Origin of the sequence: Arthrobacter sp. (assembly GCF_030540645.1) — a bacterium.
GTDB lineage: Bacteria > Actinomycetota > Actinomycetes > Actinomycetales > Micrococcaceae > Specibacter.
Window position 1 is genome coordinate 1 of record NZ_JAUNVV010000035.1, and the last position, 24,400, is coordinate 24,400.

Annotated in this window: 22 protein-coding genes; 11 read left to right on the forward strand and 11 right to left on the reverse strand. The window is 62.4% G+C overall.

Annotated elements, in window-relative coordinates; all coding sequences use genetic code 11:
- The 3 genes from Q4P21_RS08385 to Q4P21_RS08395 all read right to left on the reverse strand — a co-directional run.
- A partial coding sequence (locus Q4P21_RS08385) for a cation-translocating P-type ATPase (RefSeq protein ID WP_303388358.1) occupies window positions 1-1,292 on the reverse strand: 1,292 nt, incomplete at its 3' end.
- Between the two features lie 90 nt (window positions 1,293-1,382).
- On the reverse strand, window positions 1,383-1,610 hold the full coding sequence (locus Q4P21_RS08390) for a heavy-metal-associated domain-containing protein (protein WP_303388332.1): 228 nt from the start codon (window positions 1,608-1,610) through the stop codon (window positions 1,383-1,385).
- A gap of 4 nt (window positions 1,611-1,614) precedes the next feature.
- Window positions 1,615-1,929 carry a metal-sensitive transcriptional regulator gene (locus tag Q4P21_RS08395; protein ID WP_369598879.1) on the reverse strand — a complete coding sequence of 105 codons (315 nt, stop codon included), beginning with the start codon at window positions 1,927-1,929 and terminating at the stop codon, window positions 1,615-1,617.
- 130 nt (window positions 1,930-2,059) lie between these two features.
- On the opposite strand from Q4P21_RS08395, the gene Q4P21_RS08400 reads away from it, so the two are divergent.
- Both Q4P21_RS08400 and Q4P21_RS08405 read left to right on the forward strand, forming a co-directional pair.
- Window positions 2,060-3,178: an exo-alpha-sialidase gene (locus Q4P21_RS08400; RefSeq protein WP_303388334.1), complete on the forward strand. Its 1,119-nt coding sequence runs from the start codon at window positions 2,060-2,062 to the stop codon at window positions 3,176-3,178.
- A gap of 4 nt (window positions 3,179-3,182) precedes the next feature.
- Window positions 3,183-3,494, forward strand: coding sequence for a MoaD/ThiS family protein (locus tag Q4P21_RS08405; protein WP_303388335.1), 312 nt, complete (start codon window positions 3,183-3,185; stop codon window positions 3,492-3,494).
- A 40-nt stretch (window positions 3,495-3,534) separates the two neighbouring features.
- On the opposite strand, the gene Q4P21_RS08410 is transcribed toward Q4P21_RS08405, so the two are convergent.
- From Q4P21_RS08410 to Q4P21_RS08425, 4 genes are all read right to left on the reverse strand, one after another.
- Window positions 3,535-4,530 (reverse strand): NAD(P)-dependent alcohol dehydrogenase, encoded by a 996-nt coding sequence (locus tag Q4P21_RS08410; protein ID WP_303388336.1) that lies wholly within the window; start codon window positions 4,528-4,530, stop codon window positions 3,535-3,537.
- Between the two features lie 45 nt (window positions 4,531-4,575).
- On the reverse strand, window positions 4,576-5,364 hold the full coding sequence (locus Q4P21_RS08415; RefSeq protein WP_303388359.1) for a carbohydrate ABC transporter permease: 789 nt from the start codon (window positions 5,362-5,364) through the stop codon (window positions 4,576-4,578).
- A gap of 90 nt (window positions 5,365-5,454) precedes the next feature.
- Window positions 5,455-6,402, reverse strand: a complete 948-nt coding sequence (locus tag Q4P21_RS08420) for a carbohydrate ABC transporter permease (RefSeq protein ID WP_303388337.1) — start codon at window positions 6,400-6,402, stop codon at window positions 5,455-5,457.
- Window positions 6,402-7,808 (reverse strand): sugar ABC transporter substrate-binding protein, encoded by a 1,407-nt coding sequence (locus Q4P21_RS08425; protein ID WP_303388338.1) that lies wholly within the window; start codon window positions 7,806-7,808, stop codon window positions 6,402-6,404. The genes Q4P21_RS08420 and Q4P21_RS08425 overlap by 1 nt, the downstream gene beginning before the upstream one ends.
- 127 nt (window positions 7,809-7,935) lie before the next feature.
- Between Q4P21_RS08425 and Q4P21_RS08430 the strand changes: the two genes are divergently transcribed.
- From Q4P21_RS08430 to Q4P21_RS08440, 3 genes are all read left to right on the forward strand, one after another.
- The gene (locus Q4P21_RS08430; protein ID WP_303388339.1) at window positions 7,936-8,886 is read left to right on the forward strand and encodes a sugar-binding transcriptional regulator; all 951 of its coding nucleotides are present in this window, start codon (window positions 7,936-7,938) and stop codon (window positions 8,884-8,886) included.
- A complete protein-coding gene (gene xylB, locus Q4P21_RS08435; protein ID WP_303388340.1) occupies window positions 8,883-10,289 on the forward strand; it encodes a xylulokinase in 1,407 nt (468 codons plus the stop codon). The genes Q4P21_RS08430 and xylB overlap by 4 nt, the downstream gene beginning before the upstream one ends.
- A 176-nt stretch (window positions 10,290-10,465) precedes the next feature.
- Entirely contained in the window at window positions 10,466-11,437 is a 972-nt protein-coding gene (locus tag Q4P21_RS08440; RefSeq protein ID WP_303388341.1) for a hypothetical protein, read from the forward strand.
- Between the two features lie 136 nt (window positions 11,438-11,573).
- Here Q4P21_RS08440 and Q4P21_RS08445 read toward each other — a convergent pair whose 3' ends face one another.
- Window positions 11,574-13,055: a mannitol dehydrogenase family protein gene (locus Q4P21_RS08445; RefSeq protein WP_303388342.1), complete on the reverse strand. Its 1,482-nt coding sequence runs from the start codon at window positions 13,053-13,055 to the stop codon at window positions 11,574-11,576.
- 163 nt (window positions 13,056-13,218) lie between these two features.
- On the opposite strand from Q4P21_RS08445, the gene Q4P21_RS08450 reads away from it, so the two are divergent.
- From Q4P21_RS08450 to rlmN, 3 genes are all read left to right on the forward strand, one after another.
- A complete protein-coding gene (locus tag Q4P21_RS08450; RefSeq protein ID WP_303388343.1) occupies window positions 13,219-14,967 on the forward strand; it encodes a pyruvate dehydrogenase in 1,749 nt (582 codons plus the stop codon).
- 69 nt (window positions 14,968-15,036) lie between these two features.
- Window positions 15,037-15,429: a DUF1304 domain-containing protein gene (locus Q4P21_RS08455; protein WP_303388344.1), complete on the forward strand. Its 393-nt coding sequence runs from the start codon at window positions 15,037-15,039 to the stop codon at window positions 15,427-15,429.
- 194 nt (window positions 15,430-15,623) lie between these two features.
- On the forward strand, window positions 15,624-16,790 hold the full coding sequence (rlmN, locus tag Q4P21_RS08460) for a 23S rRNA (adenine(2503)-C(2))-methyltransferase RlmN (protein WP_247647278.1): 1,167 nt from the start codon (window positions 15,624-15,626) through the stop codon (window positions 16,788-16,790).
- 202 nt (window positions 16,791-16,992) lie between these two features.
- On the opposite strand, the gene Q4P21_RS08465 is transcribed toward rlmN, so the two are convergent.
- Entirely contained in the window at window positions 16,993-17,649 is a 657-nt protein-coding gene (locus Q4P21_RS08465; RefSeq protein WP_303388345.1) for a peptidyl-tRNA hydrolase, read from the reverse strand.
- Between the two features lie 94 nt (window positions 17,650-17,743).
- On the opposite strand from Q4P21_RS08465, the gene Q4P21_RS08470 reads away from it, so the two are divergent.
- The gene (locus Q4P21_RS08470; protein WP_303388346.1) at window positions 17,744-18,946 is read left to right on the forward strand and encodes an aminotransferase class I/II-fold pyridoxal phosphate-dependent enzyme; all 1,203 of its coding nucleotides are present in this window, start codon (window positions 17,744-17,746) and stop codon (window positions 18,944-18,946) included.
- Window positions 18,947-19,044: 98 nt separating this feature from the next.
- On the opposite strand, the gene purB is transcribed toward Q4P21_RS08470, so the two are convergent.
- Entirely contained in the window at window positions 19,045-20,487 is a 1,443-nt protein-coding gene (gene purB / locus Q4P21_RS08475; RefSeq protein WP_303388347.1) for an adenylosuccinate lyase, read from the reverse strand.
- Between the two features lie 679 nt (window positions 20,488-21,166).
- Here purB and Q4P21_RS08480 point away from each other — a divergent pair.
- On the forward strand, window positions 21,167-22,744 hold the full coding sequence (locus Q4P21_RS08480; RefSeq protein WP_303388348.1) for a hypothetical protein: 1,578 nt from the start codon (window positions 21,167-21,169) through the stop codon (window positions 22,742-22,744).
- Between the two features lie 8 nt (window positions 22,745-22,752).
- Here Q4P21_RS08480 and Q4P21_RS08485 read toward each other — a convergent pair whose 3' ends face one another.
- The gene (locus Q4P21_RS08485) at window positions 22,753-23,181 is read right to left on the reverse strand and encodes a phage holin family protein (protein WP_303388349.1); all 429 of its coding nucleotides are present in this window, start codon (window positions 23,179-23,181) and stop codon (window positions 22,753-22,755) included.
- A gap of 66 nt (window positions 23,182-23,247) precedes the next feature.
- Here Q4P21_RS08485 and Q4P21_RS08490 point away from each other — a divergent pair, with 66 nt between their 5' ends.
- Window positions 23,248-24,369: a histidinol-phosphate transaminase gene (locus tag Q4P21_RS08490; RefSeq protein WP_303388350.1), complete on the forward strand. Its 1,122-nt coding sequence runs from the start codon at window positions 23,248-23,250 to the stop codon at window positions 24,367-24,369.
- Window positions 24,370-24,400: the final 31 nt, after the last annotated feature.

Here is a 24,400-nt window from a genome sequence, read left to right on the forward strand (position 1 = left end):
AGCTGGGCGGCCCGGCCGGTGCCTGTCAGCAGGCCGACGGGTGTGGCCAGGCCCAGAGCGCAGGGGCAGGCGATGATCAAAACGGCGACGGCGGCCGTGAACGCCGATTGGAGCTCGGCCGAGCTAATCACTGGCAGGCTGAACAGCAGCCAGAGGCCGAACGTCACGACGGCAATGATGAGCACGACCGGCACAAAGACTGCACTGATCCGATCTGCCAGGCGGGCGATCGGAGCCTTGCCGGCTTGGGCCGTGCTGACGAGTTTGCCCATCTGGGCGAGTGTGGTTTCGCTGCCCACACGGGTGGCACGGATAAGGAGGCGGCCAGAGGTGTTGATCGTGGCGCCGGTGACGGGGTCGCCCACTGAAACGTCCACGGGCACGGATTCGCCCGTGATGAGTGAGGTGTCCACGGCAGAAGTGCCGTCGGTGACGACGCCGTCCGTAGGAATCTTTTCGCCGGGGCGGACCACAAAGATCTCATCCACGGCCAGCTCAGCCGCGGGAATCTTGACCTCGATGCCATCGCGCAGCACCGTGGCCCCCTTGGCGCCCAGTTCCAGCAGTGCCTTGAGGGCATCGCCAGCCTTGGCCTTGGCCTTCGCTTCAAGATAACGCCCCAGCAACAGGAATGTCACCACCACAGCTGAAACTTCAAAGTACAGCGGCGCGTGGCCCTCCATGGCCCTGCCGTGGGCTGTCAACATCGGATCCATGGCCATGGTGACGGCTGAGAACAAGAACGCAGCGCTGACACCGATCGAGACAAGCGTGTCCATGGTGGAGGAAAAGTGGCGGGCGTTAATGGCGGCCGCACGGTGGAACGGCCAAGCTGCCCACGTGACAACGGGCAGGGTTAGGATGCCAACAACCCAGCCCCAGTGCGGGAACTGCAGGGCGGGGAACATGGAGAACAGGAAGACCGGGATGGTCAGGATGGCAGCTGTGACGAGCCGGGGAAGCAGCGTGGCAGCAGCACCGCCGTGTGCCTTGTGCTCCTGCGCTGCACTTTTTGGGCCAATACTTTCGGGGCTGGCATCCGCACGGGAGCCTTCCCGGGCGGCGTCCTCCCTAGCGGCACCCTGGTGGGGGTTGGGTGCGGGCCGGGTGCCGTCGTGCTTCAAGGTGGCGCTGTAGCCGGTGGCCTTGACGGTTTCGATAATTTGCGCATCGCTGATGCCGGCCGGGACCGTGACCACGGCTGATTCCAGCGAGAGGTTCACGGAGGCGCTGACGCCGTCGAGCTTGCCCAATTTCCGTTCCACCCGGGCCACGCAGGAGGCACAGGTCATGCCCTCAATGTCGATTTCGACTGTGCGCGGGCCCGGTGTGGCGGCTTGGGACAGAATATCTGCGGCGCTCACGGCGATCCTTACTGTGGTTTAGGCGTTGTTGGCGACGACGAGGTAGCCGGCTTCAGCGACGGCTTCGCTGACTTCGGCCGGATCAAGGGTCAGGGTGGAGGTAATGGTGATCTCGGAAATGCCACCGGAGTTCAGCTCCACGGAGACGTCTTCCACGCCCTTGAGCTCGGTTAGTTCTTCAGTGACGGAGCTGACGCAGTGTCCGCAGGTCATGCCGGAAACGTTGACGGTGATGGTTTTGCTCATGGTGCTAACTCCTCAGTAGGCGGGAGATGGCGGCAGTGGCTTCCGTGACCTTGTCCGAAACGATTTGCGGATTACCGGTCTGAAGGGATTCGTTGGCGGCCTCGACCACGCAATGGGAAATGTGATCCTCAAGCAGGCCGATGCTGACGGCATGCAGGGCCTTGTTCACGGCCGCCATCTGGGTGAGGATGTCAATGCAGTACTTGTCTTCCTCGATCATTCGGGCAATGCCGCGCACCTGGCCTTCGGCGCGCTTGAGGCGGCGCAGATATGCCTGCTTGTCCTCCGAGTATCCCCGGACCTGTTCGTCATTGTCCATGACTTGAATATATACCCCCATGGGGTATCCGTAAAGTGCGGGCCAGTCGCAGTGGATGTGGGCCAATGAATAGATGTTACCGGCGGGTAGACCCTTGCTGCCCCGAGGCTGCCGTGTTCGAATTCATAGCATGACAAACGATGAAGCGAAGCCAAAAGGAAGCCGCACGACACTGCTGGCGGTGGGCACTAAGAAGGGATTGTGGCTGGGAACCAGCGCCGACCGCAGCAATTTCACGTTTACCGGTCCGCACTTCCTCATGCATGAGATTCCCAGCATTGGTCTGGACACCAGGGGTGGCAGCACCCGGATTCTGGTGGGCCTGCGCAGCGAACATTGGGGGCCCACGGTGGCGCACTCCGACGACTTTGGTGCCACGTGGCAGGAGCCTGAAAAGGGGGCCATCACGTTCCCGGAGGACACCGGCGCAGCCCTGGAGAGGGTGTGGCAGATACAGCCGGACAGTGAGGGGTGCCCGGGTGTTGTTTGGGCCGGGTGTGAGCCCATTTCACTGTGGAAGTCCACCGACGGCGGCGAACACTTTGAACTGAACCGCGGCCTGTGGAACCATCCGCACCGCACTGAATGGGGTGCCGGATTCGGCGGTGCCGCGGCTCACACGGTGCTGCCCAACCCGGCGGACCCCAACAGCATCCACATCGCCATGAGCACCGGCGGGGTCTATCGCAGCACCGACGCGGGGGAGTCCTGGGAGGCGCGGAATAAGGGGATCAGCGCCTATTTCATGCCGGATCCACTGCCGGAATTTGGCCAGTGCGTGCACAAAGTTGCTCGGGATCCGAATAACCCGGATGTCCTGTACGCACAAAATCACCACGGCGTTTATCGCACGGACGATGCCGGTGACAACTGGATCTCCATCGCCGAAGGCCTGCCCACGGACTTTGGCTTCACGGTGCTGACCCATCCGAGCCGCTCCGGTACAGCCTGGGTTGTGCCGATCATGGCTGACGGTGAGAGGATCCCGCCCCAGGGGCAGCTGGCGGTTCACCGCACGGACGACGCCGGGAAGTCCTGGACACGGTTGGCCGATGGTTTGGCGGAACCTGACTACAACGTCGTGCTCAGGGACGCCGCAGCCGTGGACACTGCAGAACCGGCAGGGCTGTACTTCGGCACCCGCGGCGGCTCGGTCTATGCCAGCGCCGATGAAGGCGGGCATTTTGCCGAAGTCCTCAGCCACCTGCCGGACGTACTTTGCGTCCGGGCTGCCGCCGTCGAACTTTAAGCCGTTGAATACGAGCGAGGGTGGCGTGGTTGGTGAAGTGACGGTGCTGGTGCCGCGCCTGCTGCAGCCTCTGGTGGATGGAAGAGAAGAATTGCGCTTTGACGTGGGAGGTGGTGCATCGGTGGAGGAACTGTTGGATGCCATTGGCTCCGAGTTTCCCGTTTTTGAGCGCAGGCTGCGTGATGAAACCGGAAAACTGCGCAGGTACGTGAACATCTACCTCGACGGGGAGGACGTTCGGCGGCTGGCTGGGCTGCAAACAAATGCATCCGCCGGCCAGGAACTGATGGTCATCCAGTCCGTGGCCGGAGGTTGAGCGTATCGAAACCTGGATTTCGACACGCTCAATCACTGGGTCAGGGGTGCACCATTGCCTTCAAGGCCCTTGGATTGGTGCCTGCCAGGAGTGCGGCCTCGACGTCGTCTAGGCTGTGCGTCGATGTGACGAGCCCGTCAAGGTCAACCTGGCCCGAAGCGGCCAGGGCGATGGCGGTGGGCCACGTATTCGAGTAGCGGAATGTCCCTGTGATCATGAGCTCACGCCCCTGAACCAGCGGCACGGGCAGTGCGATGGTGTCCGCCCCCATGCCCACCAAGACGCAACGCCCGCGTGGCGCGAGGCGCGGCAAGCCCCCCAGGATGGCCTGCTCCGCACCCGTGGCATCGATGAACACGTCGAACTCCGCTACCACGGGAGGCTGTTCGGCAGCCGTGAACGTGTGCGCGGCGCCGTACTTTCCGGCAACGCTCAGCCGTTCCGCACGCACATCCGTCAAGGTGACCTCGGCCCCGGCCAATTGGGCCACTTTTGAAATGAGCAGGCCGATGGGCCCTGCACCCGCCACCAAGACCTTGTCGCCAATGTGGATCTTTCCCGCAGAACGTGCGGCAAGTGCCACGCTGAGCGGTTCCAGCAGGGCCGCAGCGTCGTCGGAAATTGAGTCGGGGACGGGGTGGCAGAACGCTCCCGGATGCACTGCGTATTCGGAGAACACGCCGTCAATGGGAGGGGTGGCGAAGAAGCGGACGCCGGGGTCCAGGTTGTAGCAGCCCGCCAGCGTCTGCGGAGACAGTGGGTCGGGGATGCCCGGTTCCAGTGAGACGCGCTGTCCCGCGCTGCGGTCCACAACGCCCTCGCCCAACGCGACGATGACCCCTGCCGGCTCGTGTCCGAGCACCAGCGGAGCGTCTACCACGTACGGACCGATCCTGCCCTCCGTGTAATAGTGGGTGTCCGATCCGCACACGCCCACGGACGTGATCCGCACCAGCACCTCCCCGGGGCCGGGGGAAGGGACCGGGCGCTGTTCGGTGCGCAGCTCGCCGCGGCGGACAAGTACCGAACTTGTCATTGATGCGGGCACAGCGTTCCTTGATGTTTGTTCAATGGCCATGTCCTATTTCACCGCACCCATCGAGAGTCCGCGAACAAGCTGCTTTTGTGCCACCCATCCGGCGATGACAACCGGCAGTGATGCCAGCACGGATGCTGCCGACAGCTTAGCCAGGAACAGGCCCTCGCTGGTCATTTGGGAGACCAGGAACACCGGAACGGTGGCGGCGTTGGCGGCCGTCAAGTTCAAGGCGAAGAAAAACTCGTTCCAAGCGAAGATCACGCAGATCAGTGCGGTGGCTGCCAGCCCCGGTGTGACCATGGGCATCAAGATGGTGCGCATGGTCTTGATCAACCCGGCGCCGTCCATGGCTGCCGCCTCAAGGACTTCAGCGGGAACTTCCTGGAAGAAGGAGCGCATCATCCAGACCGCGATGGGCAGGTTCATAGCTGTGTAGAGGACGATGAGCGTCCCAATGTTGTCCAGCACCTTGAGCTGCCCGGCAATCACATAGATGGGCATGATGACGGCTACAACCGGGAGCATCTTCGTCGAGATGAAGAAGAACAGCACGTCCTGAGTTTTTTTCACTGGTCGGATGCTCACGGCGTAGGCGGCGGGTACAGCCAGCAGGATCACCAGCACAGTGGAGACGCCCGTGGCAATCAGTGAGTTGAGGAAGTACGCTCCGGCGCCGCCGGCGAGCACCGCTTGAAACTGTTCGAAGGTCGGGACAAAGAAGAACACGGGTGGGTTGGATGCGGCGGCCGATTCGGGCTTGAAGGCCGTCATGACCAGCCAGATGACGGGGGCGAAGAAGATGAACGCAACCAGCCACGTGACGGTGGTGATGCTGGAACCGGCGAAACGTCGTCGTGCTTCGCGGGACTTCCGCTCGTCGGATTTGGGGGTGGGGTTGGTGATGGTGGTGGTGGTCACGGCTTAGTCCTTTGCGTCAAAGCTGCGGAAGATCAGGCGGAGGGCGAAGGTGGCGATGATGATGGTGGCGATGACCACCACAACACCCATCGCGGCAGCCTGGCCGATGTCGAAGCCCAGGAAGGCCCGCTGGTAAATGTAGAACGGGAGGTTGGCGCTGGCTGTGCCCGGCCCTCCGGCTGTCATGAGGTAGATCTGGTCGAAGGTGTTCACCACGTAAATGGTGCCTAGCAGCACGCCGAGCTCAATGTAGCGGCGAAGTTGGGGCAGGGTGACCCAGAGGAACGTCTTGGTCCAGCCAGCGCCGTCGATTTGTGCGGCCTCAAGGACATCCTTGGGCTGGGACTGTAAACCGGCCAGCACCAACAGCATGGTGAAGGGGGTCCACTGCCAGACAAGGGCCATGAGGATGGAGACGATGGGGTGCGACGCCGTCCAGTCCACGGGCGGGATCCCCACTAGGGAGATCACCCAGTTCACCAAGCCAAAGCTCGGGTTGAGCATGGAGATGCTCCACAGGGTGGCGCCGGCGACCGGCATGATCAGGAACGGGGTGATCAGCATGGTGCGCACCACGCCCTGGCCGCGGAACTTGCGGTCGAGTAGGAGCGCGAAAATGATGCCCAGGATCATGGCCAAGAATACACAGCCCAAGGTGATGACAACGCTGTTCAAGGCTGAGCTGCGGAAGGTGGAGTCCATGAAGATGTCCACGTAGTTTTGCAGTCCGGTGAACTGATTGCCGTCGGGCCGCAGCAGGTTCCAGTTGCGCAGCGAGTACCAGATGGTGACCAGGAAGGGCAGCTGCGTAATGACAATGGTGAAAATCAGGGCCGGAAGCAGTGGACCGCGCCGGCGCCAGCCTTCGGCCCGCGACCTGCCTGCGTCGTCCTTGGCGCCTTTGCGGGCATGTTGTTTTAGGTTGTGTCGGTCAACCAGCGTGGTAGCCATTACTTGCCTCCTTCTTGATATGACTTTGCGACGGGCTCGGCGTATTGCTGTGCCTGTTTCAGGGCCTCGTCAACTGACTTCTGCCCCGCAATGGCTGCTGAGATTTGCTGGCTGACCCGCGTGCCAAGGTCCTGAAACTCGGGGATGCCCACAAACTGCAGTCCCGGGTAGGGGACTTTGTTGACCATGCTGGTGTCCTGCTTGGCGCTGTACATGGCATCGAGGGTAGGGGCCGCATAGGCCTTGGCCACGGCAGCGTATTCGGGGATCTCGTAGGTGGACTGGCGGCTGCCAGGTGGGACGCGTTCCCAGCCGATCTTGTTGCCGACCAGCTTGATGTAGTCCTGGTTGGTCATCCAGGAGATGAAGTCCCAGGCGGCGTCCTTGTGCTCGCTGGTGCTGGGGATGGCCAGCGACCAGCTGTACAGCCAGCCGGCGGCCGCGGTGTCCTTGACGGGTGCCGGGGCATACCGTGACTTCCCTGCAACGAGGGAGGAGGCGGGGTCCTCAATGCTGGAAACCATCGCCGTTGCGTCGTACCACATGGCTGCCTTGCCCTGGCTGTAGCGGGTGATGCAGTCGCCGTAGCCGCTGGTAGCGGCCCCGGGCTGTCCGGCGTCGTGCAGCAGGTCCACGTAGTCGGTGACTGCCGCCTTGACCTCCGGCGTGTTCAGCCTGGCGTTCCAGTCCATGTCAAACCACTGGCCGCCGTACGTGTTGATGACAGTGTTGAGCGGGGCCATGACCTCGCCCCAGCCTGCCAGGCCGCGCAGGCAGATGCCGGCAAAGTCCTTGGCCGGGTCATTGAGCTTGCGGGCAATTTTGCCAATGTCGTCCCAGGTGGGGTGTGCCGGCATGGTGATGCCGGCTTTCTTGAACAGGTCCTGGCGGTAGACAAGGAACGAGGACTCGCCGTAGAACGGCACCGAGTACATGTCGCCCTTGTAGCTGAGCGCGTCCTTGATGGTGGGGATGAAATCTGCCGTGTCGTAACCGTCGGTGGCGTCCGCGAGGGGCTGGAGGTTGTCGATCCAGCCGTTGGCCGCCCACATTTCAGTTTCATAGTTGGAGATCATGACGACGTCGAACTCGCCGCCGCCGGTGGCCACCGACGCAGTGATCTTGGCCCGGGCCTCATTTTCCGGAAGCGTCACAAACTTGACGTCGACGTTGGGGTGTTTGGCCTTGAAGTCATCTTGCAGGGAGACGGCGTCCTTCATCTGGGGGTTTGCCACAATGGCCACCACGATGGTGTCCTTGGCGGCGCCGGCCGGTGCACAGCCGCCCAGGGCAAGCGCGGCTGCTGCGGCAACGGCCAGCAGTTTGGCCGTTGCGGTTCGGGTGCGTGGTTTGCCTGGGGCCGTTTGGGTTGGCGGCTTCGGTGCACGGAATGGGGGGAACTTCATTGGTCACTCTCAATCTCATTGCTCATTTGAGAATCTAACTTCTGCTCATTTGTTAAGTGACTCTAGTCATATATACTCGTTTGAGCAAGAGCAACAGCTCAAATGTTTCAGTTGAAGAAGGCGTACCGTGACGGAAATATCCCATGAGGAGCTGCTTGCCCGCATTGGGCAGGCCTATTACCTGGACAACCACTCAAAAGTTGAAATTGCCACCGAACATGGAATCTCCAGATTTCAAGTGGCCCGATTCCTTGATGAGGCGCGTGCCGCAGGCATTGTCCACATTGAAATCCGCCGTCCTGGCCGCGGCGTGGAAATCGATGCCGATGCGCTCGCCGCGATCCTCGGCCTGCAGCGGGTGGTGGTGGTGAAGACCGTGGAGGACGACTTCCAACAGCGTGACCTGCAAGCCTTGGCCGTTGCCGAGGAACTCATGCATGAAACCCGCACGGGCATGACTGTGGGCATCTCCTGGTCGCGGACCCTGGACCTGGCAGCCCGCCATGTGGTCCAGCTGCCCAAATGCAACATCGTCCAGCTCGCCGGGGCGCTGCCTGTGCCCGGTGGTGGCAACCCCCTGGAGCTCGTCCAACGCCTGGGGCGGGTGGGTGATGGCAGGACGTGGCCCATATGGGCGCCGTTGGTGGTGGACAGCGCGGCCACGGCGTCCGGCCTGCTCCGGCAGCCGGAAATCGCCGAGGCTAGGCGAAAGGCGGACTCGCTTGACCTTGCAGTTGTAGCGATCGGGGCCTGGGCTCCGAACCTCTCAACTGTCTGGGACCGGGTGGACAACGAAGCCCGGCAGGAAGGCAGCAGAAAGGGTGCCGTTGCCGAATGCTCGGGCCGGCTGATCGCCGTCGACGGCACACCCGTGGTGACCGAACTGGACGCAAGGGTGCTGTCCGTCACGGTTGAACAGCTCAAGCGCACGCCCAAGGTCATCGCGGTGGCGCAGGGTGCAGAGCGTGCCGAAGCCGTGCGGGCCTGCCTCGCGGCCGGGATTGTCCAGACGCTTGTTGTGGACGAGTCGCTGGCCCTGGCGCTTCAGGCTGCTTCAAGCCAGGGGGTGCCGGCATGAGCGCCGACCTGGTGGTGGGGATAGATTCCTCCACCCAGTCCTGCAAGGTAGTGGCCGTGGACCTGGCAACCGGCGCCCAGGTCTCCACCGGTTCCGCAGCACATCCCGACGGCACCTCCGTTGACCCGCACCTGTGGACCTCGGCACTGGAAAAGGCGTGGGCCGCTGCGGGCATTCCGGCTCTGGGAGAGCGGGTTGCGGGGGTGGCAGTCGCCGCCCAGCAGCACGGCATGGTGGGCGTCGATGAAGCCAACGAGCCCGTCCATGACGCTCTGCTGTGGAACGATGTCCGCAGTGCCGAAGAAGCCGCCGCAATGGTTGCTGCATTGGGTGCCGAGACGTGGGTGGACACCGTCAACGTCGTCCCGGTGGCCTCATTCACGCTGACCAAACTGGCATGGCTGGCCCGGCACCACCCCGCAGCGGCTGCCCGGCTGAAGACCGTGGGGCTGCCGCATGACTGGCTGAACCTGCAACTGTCCGGGGCGTGGAGCACCGACCGCAGCGACGCCACCGGCACGGCGTACTTTGACCCGCTGGCCAACGAATACCGCCCCGAGCTGTTGGAACAATTCTTTGGCGCCGTCCCCTCGCTGCCGCCCGTTCTTGCACCCGAGGCAAGCGCCGGAAAACTGCTGCCGCGCTGGGGCTCGAGTGCCGCCGTCGTCGGTGCAGGCATGGGGGACAATGCAGGGGCCGCGTTGGGTCTGGAGCTCGAGCCGGGGGAAATCGTGGTCTCAATAGGCACGTCTGGAACGGTTTTTGCCGTCTCGGAGACCCCAGTGCGCGATGTTTCCGGGGAGGCTGCAGGGTTTGCCGACGCGACGGGCCGGCACCTGCCGCTGCTGGCAACGATCAATGCGGCCCGCGTAATGGTGGCGGGCGCCGCGATGCTCAACGTGGACCTGGCCGAACTTGATCGGCTTGCGCTCGCAGCCGCGCCCGACGCCGGCGGGCTGACACTGCTGCCCTACCTCGACGGCGAACGCACACCAAACCTGCCCGAAGCCACCGGGACCATCGTCGGTTTGACCCGTGCCAACATGACTCCTGGAAACGTCGCCCGGGCGTCGGTGCTGGCCGTGTTGAACTCGCTGGCCGACGCGCTTGCCTCCATGGCAGCCCTTGGGGTCCCGGTGGAGCGTGTGCTGCTCATTGGCGGCGGGGCAAAGTCCCGGGCGTTGCGTGAGGCAGCTGCAACGGTGTTTGGCGTCCCCGTCGAAGTGCCCGAGCCACGCGAATACGTTGCCCTGGGCGCAGCAAGGCAGGCGGCTTGGGTGGCCACCGGGAAACTGCCTTCGTGGGGCAGGCGGATCGAGGAGTCCTTCACGCCCGACGGCGCATGGGGCGCCACGGTGCGCGAACGCTACATTGCGGCCCGAAAAGCGGTTTACGGGCGGTAGCGGCGGACGCCCTCGGAGCTGGCGTGCGCCGAGGGCGTGCCATGCTGGCGGCGGGCCGTGAAATTTCATGGCCCGCCGCCAGCATGGCACGCCGCCGGTGTCCGGGTGCCGACAAGTTATCCACAATCAGCGCAGCCATCGTTGAAATCACGCCATGGCAGGTCAAGGCTTGAACCATGAAAACTTCGGAGTTGGCGGTAAAAATTGACCGCGAGTGGCCCCCGGGCAGGACTATCGGCACCACCGCGGAGCTCACCTGCGTTGGTTTGGGCCCGCGGCTGTTGCAGGCTGGGGTGAAGGCAGGGCTCCTTTACCGGATTCGCCACGGCGCCTACATGAAAATGACTGAGTGGCAACAGAAGCTTCCTTCTGAAAAGGACGGCCTGCGCCTGGCAGCTCATTTCACGGCGACGCACGGCAACGTCGTCTACAGCCACCTCAGTGCAGCGCGCCTGCTGGGGTTGTCCGTTTGGAATGCGGGCCCGTGCATCCATGTCACAACCCGTTCCTCACGCTCGGCAAAAAGTGCGACACCGGGTGTGAGCGTGCATCGCAGGACGCTCCAGCGTATGCAGCACCAGCGAATCCGGCATCACCGGCTTGGAACTGTCAGGGTGACGAGCCTGGAGCAGACCATCGTGGACTGTGCGCGAACCGAGTCCTTCGTCACGGCTGTCATCATTGGGGATTGCGGGCTGCACCGCGGAGCGAGCATGGAGACGCTGCACCACTTGGTGGATTCGCTGCCGGGCAGGAGGGGGGTGCGCGCTGCACGGAAAGTTCTCGCCGCGCTGAACATTGGTTCGGAGTCCGCAGGGGAAACCCGTTTGCGGCTGGCAGTGGCGGAGATGGACGTGCCCCAGCCGGAGTACCAGGTGTGTTTGCAGGCTGCGGGAAACAATTACCGGGTGGACGGCGCCTGGGACGACATCAAATTAGCGCTGGAATTTGATGGCAGGACAAAGTATTTCAACTACCAGCGTACCGACGAGGCCATCTATGAAGAGCGCCTGCGGGAACGCGAGCTCATGGAAGCTGGCTGGAGCTTTCTCCGCATCCAGTGGAGCGACCTGGCCAATCAGGACTTGCTCAAACGCCGGATTATGGCCGCGCGGGACGCGGCCCGGCGCCGCAGCGGCCTCCCGTGAGCAGGAACACTCATGCTGAGGGCGTGCCAAGCTGGCGGCGGGCCGTGAAATTTCACCACCCCCCGCCGGCATGGCACGCCGTCGGCGAACCGGCTCTCGGCGAACTGGCCGAAGCGAACCGGCCGGCAGCTGGAAGCTACCTGCCCAGCGCCACGAGCTCTTCAACAGCAGCCCGCGCCCCCTTCTCGTGCAGGGTGTCCAGGGTGCGCAGGTAGGCGTCTGTGAAGCGGGCGTTGTCCACCAGGTCGCCAAATACTTCCCGGTTGCGCAGGAACGCCAGCTTGTCCCCGTGCTGCAGCGCTGCCGCGGCCATGAGCGGCTCCTTCAGGCTGTCGACAACTTCGATGGGCGCACCTGTTTCGTCCGTCCCCTCGGCGTACCGTGCCCAGGAGGCGACGATGCCAGCGGAACGGGCGATGTCGCCGTCGTTCTGCAGGTTGATCCAAATGACGGGGACCAACCACTTGGGGATCCTGTCGGAGCTCTCCGCGCAGAGGCGGGCGAGGGTGTCGCGGACGTGTTCGTTGGCGAAGCGCTCAATTAGGGTGCGCTTGTAGAGGGGCAGGTCCACGCCGGGCAGCGGGGAGAGTGCAGGTGTGCCCTCAAGGTCCATGTAGTCGAGCAGGAACTGCACGAAAAGTGGGTCCTGGCAGACTTCATGCGCGTAGTTGTAGCCAGCCAGCGTGCCAAAGTAGCACAGCGCCTGGTGGCTGGAGTTGAGCAGGCGCAGCTTCATGAGCTCATAGGGTTCGACGTCGTCAACAAGCTGCACGCCGGCATCCTCATACGGCGGGCGACCCAGCGTGAAGTGGTCCTCCAGGACCCACTGTTCGAAGGGCTCGCACACCACCGGCCACTGGTCGACAATGCCGAATTCCTTGGCAATGGCACTGCGATCCCCGTCCGTGGTGACGGGGGTGATCCGGTCCACCATGGAATTGGGGAACAGCACATTCGCGCGCATCCAGGCTGCCAGGTCGGGGTCCCGCAACTCGGCAAACGCCGTGAACATCCTCTTGGCCACGTCGCCGTTGCCTTGGATGTTGTCGCAGGACATGACAGTGAAGGGTGCAATGCCACGGGCACGACGGCGGGCAAGCGCCTCCGCGACGAGGCCAAAGGTTGTCCGTGGGGCTGCGTTGGGACCAAGGTCGTGGACAACGTTGGGGTTTCCCGCGTCGAATTCGCCGGTGACGTGGTGGAAGTTGTAGCCGCCCTCGGTCACTGTGAGGGAAACGATGCGGGTTTCAGGGGAGGCCATCTTTTCAATGACGGCCTCCGGGTTGGCCGGGGCGAAGAGGTACTCGGTGATGGAACCAATCACGCGGGCCTCGCGCCGCCCGTCGGGGTGCTTCAGGAGCATCGTGTAGAGGCAGTCCTGCTCGGCCATGACCTGGGCCATTTTCTCATCGTGGGGCAGCACGCCAACCCCGCAAATACCCCAGTCAAGTGCTTTTCCTGCGTTCATCAGCCGGTCGAGGTACATCGCCTGGTGGGCGCGGTGGAAGCCGCCAACGCCAAAGTGGACGATTCCGGTGCTGACCTTCGTCCTGTCATAGGTGGGGACGGCAACGGACTCCGGCAGGTGGGCGAGGCTCTCGGCATTGAGTTGCGGCATGGTGGCGCTCCTTTGAGGACGTGATCTTCATCCCACTGTATCAAATGAGCGTTTAGGTGAATCTCATATGAGCGATCGGTGTAGTCCTGAACGCTGCGTCTATTCTGGCAGGAGGTTATATTGGCCAGTACGTGATGCAGGATCAAGCACATTAGGAGGGCCCATGGCCAAGGAACTTGCCAGTCAACTCATTGAGCAACTACAAAATGCCGGTGTGCAGCGCATCTACGGAATTGTAGGTGACAGTCTGAATCCGCTTGTGGATGCCGTGCGTAAAACCGGAGGGTCCGCTCAGGGCGGCATTGACTGGATCCATGTCCGGCATGAAGAAGCGGCAGCATTTGCTGCCGGAGCAGAAGCTCAGCTGACAGGAAAGTTGGCCGTGTGCGCCGGGTCATGCGGACCAGGAAATCTGCACTTGATGAACGGTCTGTATGACGCCAATCGCAGCGGAGCCCCGGTGCTGGCGATCGCCTCACACATTCCAAGTGTGCAGATTGGTGGTGAGTTCTTTCAGGAAACCCACCCGGACCGGCTCTTCGGGGAATGTTCGGTGTACTCCGAACTTGTCAGCACCGCAGAGCAGGCTCCTAGGGTCATGCACAGTGCCATGTCGCATGCGGTGGGTTTGCGCGGGGTAGCCGTGGTGACATTGCCCGGTGACATAGCCAGCCTCCCGGCGAGTGCGCCCACGCCGCAATGGCGCTCCTTTGCCCCCGCCGCACTGGTGCCAGCTTCCGAAAGCGTGGCAGAGCTGGCCGAGGCCATCAATCACGCCGAGAAAGTCGCGATCTTTGCTGGCGCCGGGGTCGAAGGCGCCCATGCGGAGGTCATCGCTTTGGCGGAACGGCTTAATGCCCCCATTGGCCACAGCCTCCGCGGCAAGGACTTTATCCAATATGAGAACCCCTACGACATTGGCATGACAGGGCTGCTTGGCTACGGCGCCGCAGCCGAAGGCATTGCGGGCGCAGATTTGCTCATTCTGCTGGGAACGGACTTTCCTTACGACCAGTTCCTGCCAGAGACCCGTACCGCACAGGTGGACCGTGCGCCGGAGCACCTAGGCCGACGCACGGATGTTGACATCACTGTCCATGGTGACGTGCTGCCCACTCTGCAGGCGCTCATGCCACTAGTTTCCGCCAAGGAAAAGTCAAAGTTCCTTAATCAGATGCTGAAAAAACATGACCGACTCATGAACAAATCAGTAGGTGCTTACACCCATAAAGCTGAGGCGTTGGTCCCCATCCACCCCGAATATGCTGCTTCTTTACTCGATGAAATCGCGGATGAGGACGCCATCTTCACAGCCGATACCGGCATGTGCAATGTGTGGACGGCCCGCTACATCAACCCGCTGGGAACCAGGCGGCTCATTGGTTCGTACCTCCACGGCTCCATGGCCAACGCACTGCCGCAGGCGATCGGCGCACAAGCGGCACACCCTGCGCGGCAGGTCATCTCAGTTTCCGGGGATGGCGGACTTTCGATGTTGCTAGGAGAGCTGATCACGGCGGCCGCGCATCAGTTGCCGGTCAAAGTAGTGGTGTTCAACAATTCCACTTTGGGCATGGTGAAGCTAGAGATGTTAGTGGATGGACTGGCCGACTTCGGTGTGGACGTCCCAGACACAAACTACGCTGCCATCGCCACGGCTATGGGTATTCACGCCATCCGTGTAACGGATCCAGCTGACATTGCTCCTGCCTACCGGGCCGCATTTGCCCATCAAGGACCAGCACTGGTGGAAATCATCACAGACCCCAATGCGTTGTCCCTCCCGCCGAAAATCAAAGGCAGCCAAGTCCTTGGATTCGCCACAGCCATGTCCAAAGTGGTCTTGAACAAGGGTGCAGGGGAGGCTGTGAGCATGGCTCGCAGCAACCTGCGCAATATTCCTCGAAGTTAGAATTTTCCCTAGAGACTCAGCCTTCATCCAAGCAGAGCTTGCCCTTCCACATCTTCTTCAGGAGCATTAATGCCCATTGCCGCACTGATCCTGGCCGCTCTGGCAGCCCTTATTCACGTCTATATTTTTGTTCTGGAGTCGCTGCTTTGGACCGCTCCAGCCACTCGTAAAACATTTGGCACCACCGAGGCTGGGGCCGCGGCCACACGGGAGCTTGCCTTCAATCAGGGTTTCTACAATCTGTTCCTGGCCTTAGTGACAGTGGCTGGAATCATTGCGGGCACCACAGGTCACAACGGGGTGGGTGCGGCATTGGTGTTAGCGGGGTGCGGGTCCATGCTTGCGGCCGGGCTGGTCCTTCTGATTTCAGCACCCAAAAAAGCCAAGGCGGCACTCATCCAGCTACTCTTTCCGCTTCTGGCTGTGCTGGGGGTCCTGACGTGGTTGATATTCTTAAACTGAGTGCAGCAGCGGCCTCAACAGGGCAATAATGTGATCTTGGCGGTGAACACGGGACACCGAGGTATAAGTAGGGGATGATGGAAAGGATGACTTCCCCCCAAAACACTCCCAGCCCCGCCGTCTCCGCTTCTGCCGCGACCGCACCTGCCGCGACCGACTCCAAACGGCGTCCGGTCCGCCGCCCGGCCCAGGTCATGCCCGCCACCGAGGGCTGGGATCAGGCGAAGAACCCAGCAGGCCGCCCGCTACTGCAGTTCAAGTCGCCGCGCGTCTCCCAGCCGCCGGTGCACCTGGCCGACCTGACGCTGCCCGAGCGGGAGGCGAAGTTTAAGGAGATGGGTCTGCCCGCATTCCGTGCGAAGCAGCTCTCAGTGCACTACTTCCAGCACTACACCACCGATCCCGAGCAGATGAGCGACCTCCCCAAGGACCGCCGCGCCGAGATCACCGAGACGATGTTTCCGAAGCTGTTGACGGAGATCAAGCGCCTCACTACAGACAATGGCGATACCGTGAAGTTCCTGTGGCGCCTGTTCGACGGCTCGCTCGTGGAATCCGTCCTCATGCGCTACCCCGGCCGCATCACCCTGTGCGTGTCCAGCCAGTGCGGCTGTGGCATGAACTGCCCGTTCTGCGCCACTGGACAGGCCGGGTTGACCCGCAACATGTCCACCGCGGAGATCCTCGACCAGATTGTCCAGGCCAACCGCGTCATCGCCGAGGGCGGGCTGGGGAATCTGCGCCGCGACGGCGGGCATGACGCAGAGCGTGTCACCAACATTGTGTTCATGGGGATGGGCGAGCCGCTGGCGAACTACAAGCGCGTCATGAACGCCGTGCACCGCATGGTTGCCGACGGGCCAGAAGGTCTGGGCATGTCCGCCCGCGGCATCACGGTCTCCACCGTGGGCCTGGCCCCGGCCATTAACAAACTGGCGCAGGAAGGCCTGGCCATTACGTTCGCACTGTCGCTGCACGCTCCGGACGATGAACTGCGCGACGAGCTCATCCCCGTCAACGACAAGTGGAAGGTGGACGAGGTTCTGGACGCCGCTTACAACTACTACAAGGTCACAGGCCGGCGAGTATCCATCGAGTACGCGCTGATCAAGGACATGAACGACCACCCGTGGCGTGCCGAACTCCTCGCAAAGAAGCTCAACCAGCGCGGCCGCGGCTGGGTCCACGTGAACCCGATCCCGTTGAACCCCACCCCCGGCTCCATCTGGACGTGCTCGGAGCCGCACGTCATGCAGGAATTCATCGACACGCTGATTGAAAACGGCGTACCCACCACTTTGCGCGACACCCGCGGCAAGGAAATCGACGGCGCGTGCGGCCAGCTCGCCGCTGCCGAATAGCGCAGCCCAGTCAAAGCAGCACTGAAGAACGACGCCGGAACCTGAGTTCCGGCGTCGTTCTTGGGTATGCGGCGCTTGGGTTGCGGCAAGAGAGGGGTCCCATCCCCGAGGAAGGGACCAACTGGCGAGAAAGGCGTTTCGTTGCTGTCATGTGGCAAGTTGTCCCCGTCCGCAGTGAGGAAGGGGTGACTTTGCCCCGGTCTCATTTCACCTTGTGCACAGTGACGTAGGCGGTGGTGGAACCGGGCTCGATCTCGGTGCGTCCCGCGTCTTGGATGACGGGGCCGGCTGACTTCCGTGCACCTTTGCGGAACTCATTGGACGGCAGTTCCAGAATGCCCACGGGGAAACCGTCCGCCGCCCACGCCTCCACTACCGCAGGCTTGGACTCCAACAACCATGCGAAAAGTGCGTGCGCGGCCTGTGCTGCGGCCTTACCCGTAGACATGTCCAGGGAGGCGTTGAGCGCAATGTTCAAGGACTGTGGAGGCAGGGGATCACCGGCCGGCAGCGTGGTGCCTGAAACCTGCAGCTTGGCCAGCAGCTTCGGCATTTCCGCGGCGGGCATGGGAGGCAGACCGATGGCGCTCGCCTGGCCAACGGTGGACAGCACATGTTCCGGAAACGCAGCCAGGACCTTGGCGAACATCTTCGCGTCGGCACGCCGGACCGACTTGGCAAAGGCGCCTGCCGCCCATTGCTGCCAATCAGGGTTGTCGGGGTCGCGCATGAACGCCTGGACGGATGCCAACGCGGCGGCCGCAATGCCGTGTTGCTCGCTGGCCGGTTCCTCTCTGTCGACCAGCAAAATGATGGGCTGGACCAATTCGTGCAAACTGCGTTCGGTGTATTCACTCACCCATCAAGCGTAGGGGCATTGGCGTGTGGGAAGCTGGAGTTTGGTCCGTATCAGCCGTACATGATGTACAAAAAGTTGTCGCCAAGGAGCGCCCATGCCCAAACCACTCACCGTTGCCGCCCGTGCGAATGTGCAGCCGTTTGCCGTCATGGACATCCTGGCCCGCGTGGCCGAGCTTCGCGCGGAAGGCCGTAGCGTTGTTTCGCTGTGTGCGGGGGAGCCGGGCGGAGGGGCGCCCAGCGGTGTTTCAGCCCGGGCCGCGGAGCTTCACGCCTCAGGTACGGCGCTGACGTACACCCCGGCGCTGGGCGTGGCAGATCTGCGCGAGGCCATCGCAGGGCACTACAAACGCTGGTACGGGATTGACGTGCCAGCGCGCAATGTTGCCGTCACCACCGGTTCGTCCGGCGCCTTCATGCTAGTTTTCCTGGCAGCGTTCAACCCGGGCGACAAAGTGGCCCTGGCCCGCCCCGGCTACCCGGCCTATAAGAACATCCTGAAGGCCTTGGGCGTTGACGTCATTGAGCTCGACGCCGGGGCAGACTCCGGTTTCCAGCCCACCCCCGAGCTGCTGGCGGCCGCAGTTGCCGAACACGGTCCGTTGACGGGCCTCGTCCTGGCCTCGCCCGCCAACCCCACCGGCACCATGGTCTCCCGGGACGAATTGGCCGCGCTGACCACTTGGTGCACGGAGCAGGGGGTGCGCCTGGTGAGCGATGAAATTTACCATGGCGTCACGTACCCGGATGCCGGCGCGGCGGACCCCCGCGGTGTGTGCACCTGGGAGCTTGACCGCTCCGGCGTGGTCATCTCCAGCTTCTCCAAATACTGGGGCATGACCGGTTGGCGGCTCGGCTGGGCGATCGTGCCCGACGACCTGATCCAGGCTGTCGATGCGCTGGCCGGAAATGTGGCCCTATGCCCGCCTGCACCGGCGCAAATTGCTGCCGTGGAGGCCTTTAGTGAGGAGTCCTACGCGCAGGCCGACGCGGCCGTCGCCGAGTTTTCCCGCACCCGCGACTACGTGCTGGGCAAAGTGGCCGATCTGGGCTGGGTGGATGCCGCCCCGGCCGACGGTGCTTTTTATTTCTACGCCAACCTTGGCCCGGCGCTCGCAGGTTTCAAGGACTCGGTGGAATACTGCTCCGCCCTGCTTGAAAATGAGGGCGTGGCGCTGGTTCCGGGCACCGATTTTGACGGCGTGGACGGGGGCGCCGCGGTTCGGCTGAGCTTCGCCGCCGGGTACGACGCCGTCCGCGAGGCACTGGAGCGGATCGAAACGTTCCAGCGGGCTTAGGCAGGCGGCGCCCTGGTTATAACGGGCTCAACCACCGGCGGCACCCAAGGAGCGCTTGAAGCGCAGCTTGGGTGCCGCCGTCGTACTTTGTTTGGAGACTACTTCTTCAGGTGGTCCACCAGGGACTCGGCGATGCCGATGTACTTGCCGGGGGTGAGGGCCAGCAGGCGGGCTTCGGCGTCGTCGGACAAGCCAAGACCGGAGACGAACTCCTGCATGCGGGCGGCGTCCACGCGGTGGCCGCGGGTCAGGTCCTTCAGGCGCTCGTACGGGTCCGCCATGCCGGGGACACCGGCGATGGCTTCGGCCCGCATGACCATCTGGATGGCTTCGGCGAGGACTTCCCAGTTGTGGTCGAGGTCATCGGCAAGCACGGCTTCGGCCGTGTCCAGGCGACCCAGGCCGCCTAGTACGTTGTTGATGGCCAGCAGGGAGTGGCCGAAGGCGACGCCGATGTTGCGCTGGCTGGAGGAGTCAGTGAGGTCGCGCTGCCAACGGCTGGTGACCAACGTGGCGCCAAGGGTGTCCAGCAGGGCGTTGGAGATCTCCAGGTTTGCCTCGGCGTTTTCAAAGCGGATCGGGTTGACCTTGTGCGGCATGGTGGAGGAGCCGGTGGCCCCCGGAACCGGAACCTGGGCGAAGTAGCCGATGGAAATGTAGCTCCACACGTCCGTGCACAGGTTGTGCAGAATACGGTTGAAGCGGGCCATGTCTGCGTAGAGCTCGGCCTGCCAGTCGTGGGACTCAATCTGCGTGGTCAGCGGGTTCCAGCTCAGGCCGAGGGACTCCACGAAGCCCTTGGCGACGGCCTGCCAGTCGGCGGTGGGAACGGAGGCGTAGTGTGCCGCGTAGGTGCCGGTGGCGCCATTGATCTTACCCAGGAATTCTGTCTTGGCCACGCGGTCCAGCTGGCGGGTCAGGCGGTGGGCCGTGACGGCCAACTCCTTGCCCAATGTGGTGGGGGTGGCAGGCTGGCCGTGGGTGCGGGAGAGCATCGGGACGGCGCGGTTTTCTTCGGCCATGGCCGCAATCTTCTCCACGAGCGTGCGGGCCGCCGGCAGCCACACATCCTCCACTGCGCCTTTGATGCCGACTGCGTAGGAGAGGTTGTTGATGTCTTCACTGGTGCAGCCAAAGTGAACCAGCGGCTTCAAGCGGTCCAGGCCCAATGCGTCGAGACGGTTGCCGATGAAGTATTCCACGGCCTTCACATCGTGCACCGTGACTTTTTCAATGTCCGCCAGTTCCTGCACGGAAGCGGCATCAAATTCGCTCACGATAGCGCGCAGCCCGGTCTGCTGTTCGGCCGTCAGGGGCTCGGTGCCGGGCAGAGTGTTGTTGCTGGTCAGGTGGATGAACCACTCAACTTCGACTCCAACGCGGTCACGGTTCAACGCAGCCTCGGAGAGATAGTCCACCAAAGGTGCTACGGCACCCGAATAGCGGCCGTCGAGGGGCCCCAGGGCAATGCGCTCGGAGGAAGCGGCCAGCGACAGGCGGCCGGAAGGGATGCGGGATGCGGAGTGTGTGGATTCAGACATGCGCCAATTCTTTCATGAACCGCCAATTCCTCCACAGCGGAGGTGTGCAGGCTGTGCTTCCACAAAATGATGGCTGGCTGTGGCAGTGAACACCAGGGATTCCTAGGCTTGTATCGAGAACCCAAAAAGGAGGCATCGATGAGGAACCCATGGTGGCCGGAACCGGGGCTGGGTGGGGTTGGAGAGTTCAGTGGGGTTGCGGGCCTGGGGGGCGGGGATGCGGCGCGGGCGGGCCCATCCGCCGAAGCGGTGGCCGTTGTGGCGCAGCGGATGGCAGGCCTTGCACAGGAGATGGAGTTCCTTCGAAGAGAAATGGCGGGGCTCGAGGCAACGGACTGGCATTGCGCAGCCGCCACGGTGTTTCGCCAGTCCCTGTCCGCCTGCAGCATGGCAGTGGCGGCTGCTGTTCGGAAGGTTGAATCCGCGGCTGCTTCAGTCGGAAGCTACGGCACCTTCCTGCAGTCCTCACCGGCGTCGTCCGTCCAAGGTGAACCATGTGCGGCGCCGAATGCTCAGTTGCGGCAAGGAGCCGGAAGCGGGATGGAATTCGGGCCACGATTTAGTCACGGGTTTGGACTCGACTGGGGCGCAGGGTTTTAGCCGGGTGCGGTGCTGAGAAGCCGGGGTGAGAAACAGGGCTCGTGAACTGCATTGAAAAGCGGAGGATGGGGGTGCAGGCATGGGGCACGATCCAGGGGTTGAAACCTCCTTCTCCATTGAAGGAGGGGCGGGATCAGTCAGCTACACCTTGGCAGAGATAACGGATGCGGGGGCTCGGCTGGCCCGTTTGGCCCAGCAGATGGATCCGCTGGTGGACAGGCTGCAATCGGAGTGGCTGTGGTTGACCGATGCAGCCCAAGGCGCGCCGGTCTTTCCGTACGGGCCGTTGGAAGACATTCAAAATGCCCTGTGGTCCTGCAAAGCTGCGTTGGCCGACACCGCTGGACTGGCTGGGAAAGCCCGGCAGGCCAGCGCGAATTATGCCCTCGCGGAAGCGCAGGCCATCAACGTGGCAGCATTGGCCAGCAAGTTGGTGGCCTTGGCGGAGGGACGAAATACCAGAAACTTGGCACTCTTGGCCCCCTGGACTCTGGCGGTGAAGGCAGGTCAGCTGGTGGAGCGTGTCAAGAAGCAGGGGTTGCGTGACAGCGTGGAGCAACTGCTTAACAATGGTGGAGCCACTGTTGCCGGTGCTCTAGGGACCGTATCAAGCCTCGCCTACCTGATGTCTGTACTGAGTCGAGGCGATGCAACAACGTCAGGCACGCAGCCCGCCTATTTCCTGCGCAAATTCTTTGATACAGCAGGTTTGACGCGAGCTGGCCAGCTGTCTGTTCGTCGGGTTCCTGTCCAGGAATGGGATGCCAATGCAAAGCAATGGCCACCTGGCCATGCGATGGCGGATCCGCCAGCCGGGGAGCCGTGGGAAGTTGAGGCTAGTATTCATGGCATGCTTGCCGGCAGCCAAGACGCCTACGGGTATCCTCCCGGCTCCATTGGGGTGGTCCGGGTGGCGCGTGCGGACGGACAGATCGCATGGGTGGTGCATTTACCGGGAACAGAGGACTGGTCCACGATAGACAGCACGGTTCCGTTCGACATGGAAGGCAATATGGAGGCCCTGACTGCGAAGTGGAAGGAACACTTCACGCAGAAGCAGGTGCTGGTGCAGGAACTCATCAAGTCAGCTCTTGAATCCGCTGGTGCACTGCCGGGGGAAGACGTCGTCCTGACGGGGCACAGCGGGGGTGGGATCCATGCTGCCGCAGCGTCGGCAGACCCGGCCTTTCTGGAGCAGGTCAACGTCAAAATGATTGTCATTGCGGGTTCTCCGGCAAAGAATGCAGGTGTTCCCGGCACGATTTCCGTAGTCGATTTGGAAAATGACAATGACATCGTCACCGCTGTGGACTATGGGCCTCCACCCGCGTCCCCGAACTGGGTGAGCGTTACTTCACACCGTCCACCGACTGCCAGGGGGGGAAGTCTGGGTGCCGTGGTTGAGCAGGCACACTCCTTGGAGAACTACATGAAGGACGCAGCCAGCCTTGACTCAAGTGATGCTTCTGCCGTGCAGGCACCTTTGGAGACTTTGCGAAATGTTCTTGGAGCAGGTGTTGGAGTTGGCGCCGTGGTGAAGGGAACCAAGTTTGTCTATCAAGGTAAGGACTCCCCGGATCGGCCCAGGAAAGCCAAGCCAGTTGCCCCGCGCCCAGTGCCAGTGACCGGAGAGGACTACGCGCCGGGCTTACGCTGACTGGTTGCCTACCGGTGGGCCTGCGATTTACCCAGATTGCCGGCAATCATGGAGACCACGCTGATGATCAGGGCAGCGAAGATTGCCGTCCAGAAGAAATCGTCAATCGTGAACTGGATGGGGGTGAATGTGCTTACCCATGCCGTCAGCCACAACATGGCCGCATTCACAACGATCGTAAATAGACCCAGAGTCAGAATGGTCACAGGCAGCGACAAAAACTTCACAATGGGTTTGACGAAAGCATTGACCACACCAAAAATAAGTCCGATGAACAGATACGCCAACACTGTGTTGATGGTGTTCGCAGTCCCCTCCGGGCCGGCCACGTTATTGCTCACAATCGACGTGGAGGCAATCTGCATGCCTGGAAGAATCCAGGCGGCCAGCCAAAGGGCCAGGGCGTTTATTATTACTCGAACTACGAATCGGCGCATATGCTCATCGTTCCACAGTCTGGCGATAAAGAGCCTTCCCGGCTGGTGCAGGCTTAAGCTTTAGATATGACCGAGACAAACAGCACGGCGCAATCCAGTGTGCAACCGCGGCCCGTGGTGGGCCTTCTGCCCAAATATGCGGCAGGCAAACCTCCAGAGGCGGTGCCTGGGCTGGAAAGCTTCAAACTTTCCTCCAATGAAAACCCCCTGGGACCGGTTCCGGCCGTTCTGGAAGTACTGCGCTCGGCAAGTGGGGTTAACCGCTATCCGGACACCAGCTGCACACTGCTGCGCAACGCCTTGGCCACGTTCCTAGACATACCCGCGGACGACGTCGTAACGGGTGCCGGCAGTCTCGGCGCACTGAACCAGATCCTGGCGGCGTTCGCAGGTCAAAACAGCGACGGCGGCCAAGACGAAGTCGTTTACGCCTGGCGTTCCTTCGAGGCCTACCCCATCTGTGTGGGGCTGGCCGGGGCGAAAAGTGTTCAGGTCCCGGTACGAGCCGATGGCAGCCATGACTTGGATGCGATGGCGGAAGCCGTCACGGAGAACACGAAGGTGGTGCTGCTGTGCACGCCAAACAATCCCACCGGACCGGCACTGTCTGCTCAAGATGCCGAGGGCTTCATCCGCAGCATTCCAACAAACGTGGTGATTGTGGTCGATGAGGCGTACACGGAGTTTGTTCGAGCCGAGCAGGCCGTCGATGGCCTTGCCCTCTACCGCAAATACCCCAACGTTTTGGTGCTCCGAACATTCTCCAAGGCTCATGGCATGGCCGGATTGCGGGTGGGCTATTCCATTTCCCAGCCGGGCATCACCCAATATCTCCGCGCCGCGGCAACACCCTTTGCGGTCTCGGGGGTTGCTGAGCTGGCTGCGGTGGCGTCGTTGGAGAACTACGCACAAGTTGTGGAGAGAGTACAAAGCCTGGTGGATGAGCGTGACCGTGTCACTGCGGGACTCGCGGCTCTTGGCTGGTCCATCCCTGACGCGCAGGGAAACTTTGTCTGGCTGGAACTCGGTGCCAACACCCAAGAGTTTGCGGCATTGGCCCAGAGTCATGCGCTGTCAGTGCGGGCCTTCGGTGACGAGGGGGTCCGGGTGAGCATCGGCGAAACCGAAGCGAACACCCGATTCCTTGAAATCTGTGCTTCTTATACAAAAGCGCCACGACGTTCCTAGCGGTTAACAAAGGCATGTTTTGCCTGTCTGT